We start from the raw sequence: 6,617 nt of genomic DNA, 5'->3' as shown, positions 1-6,617 counted from the left end.
GGGCACGGCGAGCGCCGCGGCGGCGACGACGGCGGCGACGGCGGTGGTGGCCGAGGGGGTGCGGCGCAACGTGTTCTCCTCTGGTAGCCGGGCCGCCTCAGCGGGTGAGGCCCCTGTGCTTTGCGTCCCCGCCTCGCGACGGGTTTGCCCTTCGTCCGGGTGGGCACCCGGCAGGTGCCTGTCGTCCAGCGTGCGCCCCGGGGCGAGCCGGGACGGCGGGGTTCACCCGGACGGCGGGCGCCGCCGGAGGGGTTCCCACCCGCCCGGGCTCGCCGGTCACCGAGCGTGCCCGGGTGCCGGAGCGCCCTGCAGGTCCCGGGCGTAGCAGACCGACAGCGGTTCGCCGGCGTAGGGGCCGAAACCCCCGGTGCGCCGGTAGCCCTCGCGCTCGTAGAACCTCATCGCCTCGAGCTGGGCGGTCCCGGTCTCCAGCAGCAGCCGCCGCACGCCGAGCCCGGCGGCGGCGCGCTCCAGGGCGCGCAGCACGGCGGTGGCCACGCCGCTGCCGCGCCGCGCGGGCAGGACGTACGTGCGCTTGACCTCGGCCTCGCCCGGTGCGAGGGGCCGCAGGCCGCCGCAGGCGATCGCGGTGCCGTCGGGGTCGCGGTCGACGAGGAACACGGCGACGTCGGCGGCGGTGGGCGCGGTGCCGGGTTCGTGGTCGTCGGAGCCGTAGCGGGCGTCGAGCTCGGCGCGCTGCGCGGCGCGCAGGGCGGCGCCGTCGGGTGCGTCCCAGTCCTCCGCGGCGATCGTCCAGCGCCCCGACGCCCCTCCTCGTGCCAGGAACCCCTGCGACGACCCGTCGCCCGTAACGGACGTTACGGTAACAGGCGTTCCGGTACCGTGGCCGCGTGCCCAGGCGACGCGACGTGGACTCCCAGCGCGAGCAGCTCTCGCGGGCGGTCTGGTCCGTGCTCGCCGAGCAGGGCCTGCCGGGGCTGACGGTGCGCGCGGTCGCCGAGCGCGCCGGCTGCACCACGGGCCTGGTGATGCACGCCTTCGCCGGCCGGCACGAGCTGCTCGTGCACGCGCGCCGGCTGCTGCACGAGCGCGCCGCGGAGTCCGCCGACGCCGCGGAGGCCGGTGCCGCCGGACCCGCCGAGCGGCTGCGGGCCGTGCTGCGCCAGGCGGCGTGCCTGACCCCGGCCGGGCGCGAGCGGGCCCGGGTGCGGGTGGCGTTCCTGGCCGCCGCGGCCGGCGACGAGGAGCTCGCCGCGGTGCACCGGCAGAACAACCGCGTGTTCGTGCGCCGGGTGGAGCGCCTGCTGGCCGAGGCGGCGCCGGACCTGCCGCGCGCGCAGCGCGAGGTGCGCGCGCGCTCCCTGGTGGCCCTGGTGGAGGGCCTGAACTGCCTGGCCGCCGCCGACCCGGCCACCTACCCCGCCCGCGCCCAGACCGCCGCCCTCGACGACGCGGTGCGCGCCGCCACCTCCTGACCGCCGAGGTGCGCGGGGTCCCGAGGTGCGCAGAGCCTCCGCGAGGAGCAGGCTCGGGGCGTCAGCGACGTCCCCAGCAGAGGAGGAGCAGCACCGTGCAGATACCCAAGGAGATGATCCTCCAGCTCATCCGGGAGAAGTTCAACGACGACGGCAAGGCGCAGCAGGCGGACTCCGAGCTGCCCGGCCAGGTCGACACCGACCAGCACTCGGACCTGCTCGGCAAGTTCGGCGTCGAGCCGTCCGAGCTCATCGCGAAGTTCACCGGCGGCGGTGGCGGTGAGGGCGGCGGCGGGCTCGGCGGCCTGGCCGGCAAGATCGGCCTGTAGCAGCCCGGCGCCCCCCGACGCCCCCGGACGCACCGTCCGGGGGCGTCGCTGCGCCCGCCCCGGGCGTCAGCCCAGCACGGCGGTGGTGGCCAGCACGTCCCCGCGCGCCAGGACGCCGCCGTCGGTGACCCGCAGCGAGCGCACCTCCACCTCGGCGGGCACCTCGTCCAGCGCGACCGTCCAGCCGTCCAGCAGCTCCACCCCGGTGCCGCGCAGGAGCTGCCGCGCCCGCGCCAGGGGCACCTCCTGACCGGCGGCCTGCGCCGAGAGCGGCACCAGCCGCACCGAGCGCCCCTCCAGCCGCGGCTGCACGGTCAGCGCCAGCTCCACCCCCAGGCCGAACACCCGCACCGACGTGGAGGCGCGCACGTCCTCGCCGGCGCGGGTCAGCCGCACGTCCAGCCCGCCGGTGTCGACCTGCTGGACCAGCTCGGCGAAGCCCACGGAGGCGGTGAACGTGCCGGCGTCCACGGCGGCGGTGCCGGAGCCGGTGGCCAGGGCGCGCAGCGGCACCCGCACGGCGGGCAGCAGCACCCGCACGTCGTCCAGGACGACGTCCCCGGAGGGCACGCGCGCGGCGGTGACGCTCACGTCGTCGTAGCGCCCGCGCAGCGCCTGCAGCAGGAAGGAGCCGCCCGCGGCGCTGACCTCGGGGCGCTGCGGCAGCGCCAGCCGGGTCTGCAGCTCGCGCTCGACGCGCCCGGTGGCGACGGCGCGCGCGGCCAGGTCGGCGCCGACGAGGACGACCGCGAGCGCGGCGAGCGTGACGACGACGCGGACGAGGGTGCTGCGGGAGCGCGCCACGGCCCCCACTGTGCCGCAGGCGCCGGCGCGCGCGGTTGCCTACCCTGCGACGGGTGGGCCGCTACCGGGATCCGCGCGAGCGCACCCTCGTGGTGTGCGCGGCGTTCGACGAGGCGCTGGACGCGGCGCTGGCCTCCGTGCGCGCGGGCCTGCGCGCGGGCGGGGTGCGCGCCCCCGCCGCGCCGCGGCACCGCGCGCACCTGACGCTGGCCGGGGCGCCGTGCCCGCCGGCGGGCACCGCGGCGTTCACGGCCGCCGTCGCCACCGCCGCCGAGGGGCTGCCGGCGGTGGGGGTGGTGCTGGACGAGGCGGGCGCGTTCGGGCGCGGCGCGGTGCTGTGGGCGGGGCCGCGGCGCGTGGAGGCGCTGCGCGCCTGGCACGCGGACGTGGCCGCCGCCCTGGCCGGCGCGGGCCTGGTCAACGCGTTCGCGACGTCGGAGCCGGGGCGGTGGGTGCCGCACTGCACGCTGGCGCGGCGGGTGCGGCCCGCGCAGGCGGTGCCGGCCCTGCAGGCGCTGCTGCCGGTGGCCGGGCGCGCGGTGGCGCTGGCGGTGGTGGAGGTCGGCGGCGCCGGCGACCTGGCGCTGGCCCCGCTGACCGGCTGACCCGCTGACCGGCTGACCGGCTGACCGGCTGACCGGCCTGGTGAGCGCCTACCGCGGGCGCACCGGCGGGGGCCATGCTGGGGCGGTGCGCGCGGCCCGGCTGCTGACGATGGCGATGCTGCTGCAGACGCGCCCGCTGGTCAGCGCCCGGGAGCTGGCGCAGCGCCTGGAGGTCTCCGAGCGCACGGTGCAGCGCGACGTCGCCGAGCTGGTGGCCGCGGGGATCCCGGTGGTGGCGGTGCGCGGGCCCGCCGGCGGGTACCGCATCGCCGACGGGTACCGGCACCGCACGAGCGGGCTGTCGGCCGCGGAGGCGGAGGCGGTGACGTTCCTGGGCCTGACCGGGGTGGCCTCGGACCTGGGCTTCGCCGACGTCGTGGGCGGGGCGCAGCTGAAGCTGCTGGCGGGCACGACCCCGGAGGGCCGCGAGCGCGCCCGGCGGGTGGCCTCGCGCTTCCACCTGGACACCGACCGCTGGTTCGGCACGGCCGAGCCGGCGCCGGCGCTGGTGGCGCTGGCGCGGGCGGTGTGGGACGACCGGCGGGTGCGGGTGCGCCACCACCGCCGCACCGGGGAGCGCACCGAGCGGGTGCTGGACCCCCTGGGCCTGGTCCTCAAGGGCGAGTGGTACCTGCTGGCCGCGCGCGAGGGGGAGCTGCGCACGTACCGGGTCTCGCGCCTGGAGGCGGTGCAGGTGCTGGCGGAGGCGGCGCGGCGCCCGGCGAGTTTCGACCTGCAGCAGGCGTGGGGCGCGCACCTGGCGTGCGTGCAGGCCGGGCGCGAGGAGCTGGTGGTGCGGGTGCGCGCGCACCCGCGGGCGCTGCCGGGCCTGCGGCGGGTGGCCTCGGCCGCGGCGCAGCCGCACCTGCCGGTGGTGGCCGACGGGCTGCCCGTCGACGCGGCGGGGCGGGTGGAGCTGGCGGTGGCGTTCGACGCGCGCTCGTGGGCGGTCTCCACGCTGCTGGGCCTGGCCCCCGACGTGGAGGTGCTGGCGCCGGCGGACGTGCGCGCCGAGGTCGCCCGGCGGGCCCGGGCGGCGGCGGCCCAGCACGCCGGGCCGCCGCCGGGACCGCTAGGGGACGGGGCGGTGCTCGACCTCCCCGTCGACGGGCGCGGTGAGGTCGATGGGGGCGTCGTGCGCGTCGCTGGCGGCGGCGTCGACGACCTGCCCCTCGCGGGCGGCGGCGGTGGCGCCGTCGTCGCCGGTGAGGAACCGGTACGCCAGGCCGGCGATCGCGCCGCCGACCAGGGGCGCGAGCCAGAACAGCCAGAGCTGCTCCAGCGCCGGGCCCCCGGCGAACAGGGCCGGGCCGGTGGAGCGCGCGGGGTTCACCGAGGTGTTCGTCACGGGGATGCTCACCAGGTGGATCAGGGTCAGGGCCAGCCCGATGGCCAGCGGCCCGAAGCCCTGCGGGGCGCGCCGGTCGGTGGCGCCGAGGATGACGAGCAGGAAGAAACCCGTCAGGACGACCTCGGCGACCAGCGCCGCCGTCAGCGAGTACCCGCCGGGTGAGCCCTCGCCGTAGCCGTTGGCGGCGAAGCCGTCCGCCACGTCGAACCCCGGCGCGCCCGAGGCGATCGCGAGCAGCACGGCCGCGGCGGCCACGGCGGCGACGACCTGGGTGAGCACGTACGGCACGACGTCGCCGGCCGGGGTGCGCCGGGCCAGGAACAGCCCGAGGGTGACGGCGGGGTTGAAGTGCCCGCCGGACAGGTGCCCGAAGGCGTAGGCCACCGTCAGGACCGACAGGCCGAAGGCGAGGCTGACGCCGAGCAACCCGATGCCCACGTCGGGGAAGGCTGCGGCCAGGACGGCGCTGCCGCAGCCGGTGAACACGAGCCAGAAGGTGCCGAGGAACTCCGCGGTCAACCGCCGCGACAGGGTGCTGTGCACGAGAACGTCCTCCACTGCTCGAACGACGACCGTCCGCACAGCGTGGCGCTACCGAGCGTCATGCGGAAGCCCTGCGCTGTGAACTCGCGGTGACGGTCCGGACGGCGGGACCGGCCGGGCCGGCGGGGCCGGCCGAGGTCGCGCGGGAAGGCGACACGTCCTGTCGCCTTCCCCGCCTAGCGTGGTCGGCGCCCCACCGGGACACCGGGACCGGTTCATCGACGAGGAGGACACCGTGACGGACACCACGAGCACCCCGACCCCCGCAGGCGCGAGCGGCACGAGCACCGGCACCGGCACCGGCACCGGCACCGACGAGCGCGACCTGTTCGTCCTGGCCGACGAGGCGCTGCTGGCCGTGGTGCGGCAGGTGCGCGAGGAGCAGTGGGAGCTGGACACCCGCGCCGAGGTGAGCACCAGCGACGAGGAGCGCGCGTACTCGCTGCGCGAGATCATGAACCACCACGCCTACGAGGACGCGTGGGTGCCGGCGATGCTCGCCGGCCGCACGATGGCCGAGGTCGGCGAGGACGCCCACCGCGGCGACCTGCTGGGCGCCGACCCGGTCGCCGCCTTCGAGCGGCACGTGCGGGGGGCGATCGCCGCCGTGCGGGCCCTGGAGGACCCGGAGCGCACCGTGCACTGCTCCTTCGGCGACTTCACCGCCCGCGACTACCTGTGGCAGACGATCTCCTTCCGCGCCCTGCGCGCGGTGGAGATCGCCCGCCTGGTCGGCGCGGACGACCAGCTCGTGCCGGAGCTGGTGGAGCCGCTGCTGGCGTACTTCCGCGCCAACGCCGAGCAGTGGCGCGCCTGGGGCGTGCTCGGCCCGGAGCTGCCGGCGCCGCAGGACGCCACCGCCCAGGAGCGGCTGCTGGCGCTCACGGGGCGCCGGCCCCGCTGAGGGGCGCCGGGAAGCTGCGGCGGCCCGGCGTGGTTGGGTCAGGCATGAGCACTCAGGCCCTGACCCTGGACACGCACGACGAGACCGTCAAGGACGGCATCGTGCTCATCGACTTCTGGGCGGAGTGGTGCGGGCCGTGCCGCCAGTTCGGCCCGGTGTTCGAGAAGGCCTCGGAGAAGCACACGGACATCACCTTCACCAAGGTGGACACCGAGGACCAGCAGCAGCTGGCCGCCCGCTACGGCATCACCTCGATCCCCACGCTGATCGCCTACCGCGACGGCATCCCCGTGTTCGGCCAGCCCGGCGCCCTGCCGGAGCCGGCGCTGGAGCAGCTCATCGAGCAGGTCCGCGCCCTGGACATGGACACCGTCAAGCAGCAGTACGCGCAGGCCGTGGCCGAGCACCAGGCCCAGCAGCACGCCCAGCAGCAGGCCCAGCAGTCCGAGGCGGCCCGGGCGGCGCAGACGCAGCGCACCGGCACCGGCGTGCGCGCCGGCACCGACCCCGCCGCGTTCTGAGCACCCCCGCGCCCTGAGCGCCCCCGCACCGGCCGCGCGCCGGTGAGCGACGGCCCCGTCCCCCTCGAAGGGGGGCGGGGCCGTCGCCGCGTGCGGGGCCGGTGCGCGCGCCGGGCGGTCGGGG

The 6,617-nt window shown here is 77.8% G+C and carries 8 protein-coding genes, 1 pseudogene and 1 riboswitch; of the genes and pseudogenes, 6 read left to right on the top strand and 3 right to left on the bottom strand.

What is annotated here, in order from left to right:
• Positions 1–79: 79 nt before the first annotated feature.
• A riboswitch (cyclic di-GMP riboswitch) is annotated at positions 80–159 on the bottom strand.
• Between the two features lie 117 nt (positions 160–276).
• Complete coding sequence (locus tag GTR00_RS23945) at positions 277–750, bottom strand: GNAT family N-acetyltransferase (RefSeq protein ID WP_166611717.1); 474 nt, start codon at positions 748–750, stop codon at positions 277–279.
• 101 nt (positions 751–851) lie between these two features.
• On the opposite strand from GTR00_RS23945, the gene GTR00_RS11255 reads away from it, so the two are divergent.
• Both GTR00_RS11255 and GTR00_RS11250 read left to right on the top strand, forming a co-directional pair.
• Positions 852–1,436 (top strand): TetR/AcrR family transcriptional regulator, encoded by a 585-nt coding sequence (locus tag GTR00_RS11255; protein ID WP_166611716.1) that lies wholly within the window; start codon positions 852–854, stop codon positions 1,434–1,436.
• A gap of 95 nt (positions 1,437–1,531) precedes the next feature.
• On the top strand, positions 1,532–1,765 hold the full coding sequence (locus GTR00_RS11250) for a hypothetical protein (RefSeq protein WP_166611715.1): 234 nt from the start codon (positions 1,532–1,534) through the stop codon (positions 1,763–1,765).
• Positions 1,766–1,831: 66 nt separating this feature from the next.
• On the opposite strand, the gene GTR00_RS11245 is transcribed toward GTR00_RS11250, so the two are convergent.
• Positions 1,832–2,569, bottom strand: a complete 738-nt coding sequence (locus GTR00_RS11245; protein ID WP_166611714.1) for an LmeA family phospholipid-binding protein — start codon at positions 2,567–2,569, stop codon at positions 1,832–1,834.
• 53 nt (positions 2,570–2,622) lie between these two features.
• Here GTR00_RS11245 and GTR00_RS11240 point away from each other — a divergent pair, with 53 nt between their 5' ends.
• Together GTR00_RS11240 and GTR00_RS26355 are read left to right on the top strand one after the other, a co-directional pair.
• Positions 2,623–3,174 (top strand): 2'-5' RNA ligase family protein, encoded by a 552-nt coding sequence (locus GTR00_RS11240; protein ID WP_166611713.1) that lies wholly within the window; start codon positions 2,623–2,625, stop codon positions 3,172–3,174.
• Between the two features lie 109 nt (positions 3,175–3,283).
• A pseudogene (locus GTR00_RS26355) lies at positions 3,284–4,204 on the top strand (helix-turn-helix transcriptional regulator); the annotation flags it as partial.
• 42 nt (positions 4,205–4,246) lie between these two features.
• Here GTR00_RS26355 and aqpZ read toward each other — a convergent pair.
• Positions 4,247–5,056 carry an aquaporin Z gene (gene aqpZ / locus GTR00_RS23940; RefSeq protein ID WP_276610136.1) on the bottom strand — a complete coding sequence of 270 codons (810 nt, stop codon included), beginning with the start codon at positions 5,054–5,056 and terminating at the stop codon, positions 4,247–4,249.
• A 247-nt stretch (positions 5,057–5,303) separates the two neighbouring features.
• On the opposite strand from aqpZ, the gene GTR00_RS11230 reads away from it, so the two are divergent.
• Positions 5,304–5,972 carry a DinB family protein gene (locus tag GTR00_RS11230; protein ID WP_166611711.1) on the top strand — a complete coding sequence of 223 codons (669 nt, stop codon included), beginning with the start codon at positions 5,304–5,306 and terminating at the stop codon, positions 5,970–5,972.
• A 44-nt stretch (positions 5,973–6,016) separates the two neighbouring features.
• Positions 6,017–6,493, top strand: a complete 477-nt coding sequence (trxA, locus tag GTR00_RS11225; RefSeq protein ID WP_166611710.1) for a thioredoxin — start codon at positions 6,017–6,019, stop codon at positions 6,491–6,493.
• The last annotated feature ends 124 nt before the right edge of the window (positions 6,494–6,617 follow it).

The organism is Kineococcus indalonis, from assembly GCF_009906395.1.
Lineage (GTDB): Bacteria > Actinomycetota > Actinomycetes > Actinomycetales > Kineococcaceae > Kineococcus > Kineococcus indalonis.
This window is presented reverse-complemented; position numbering and strand designations above follow the sequence as displayed.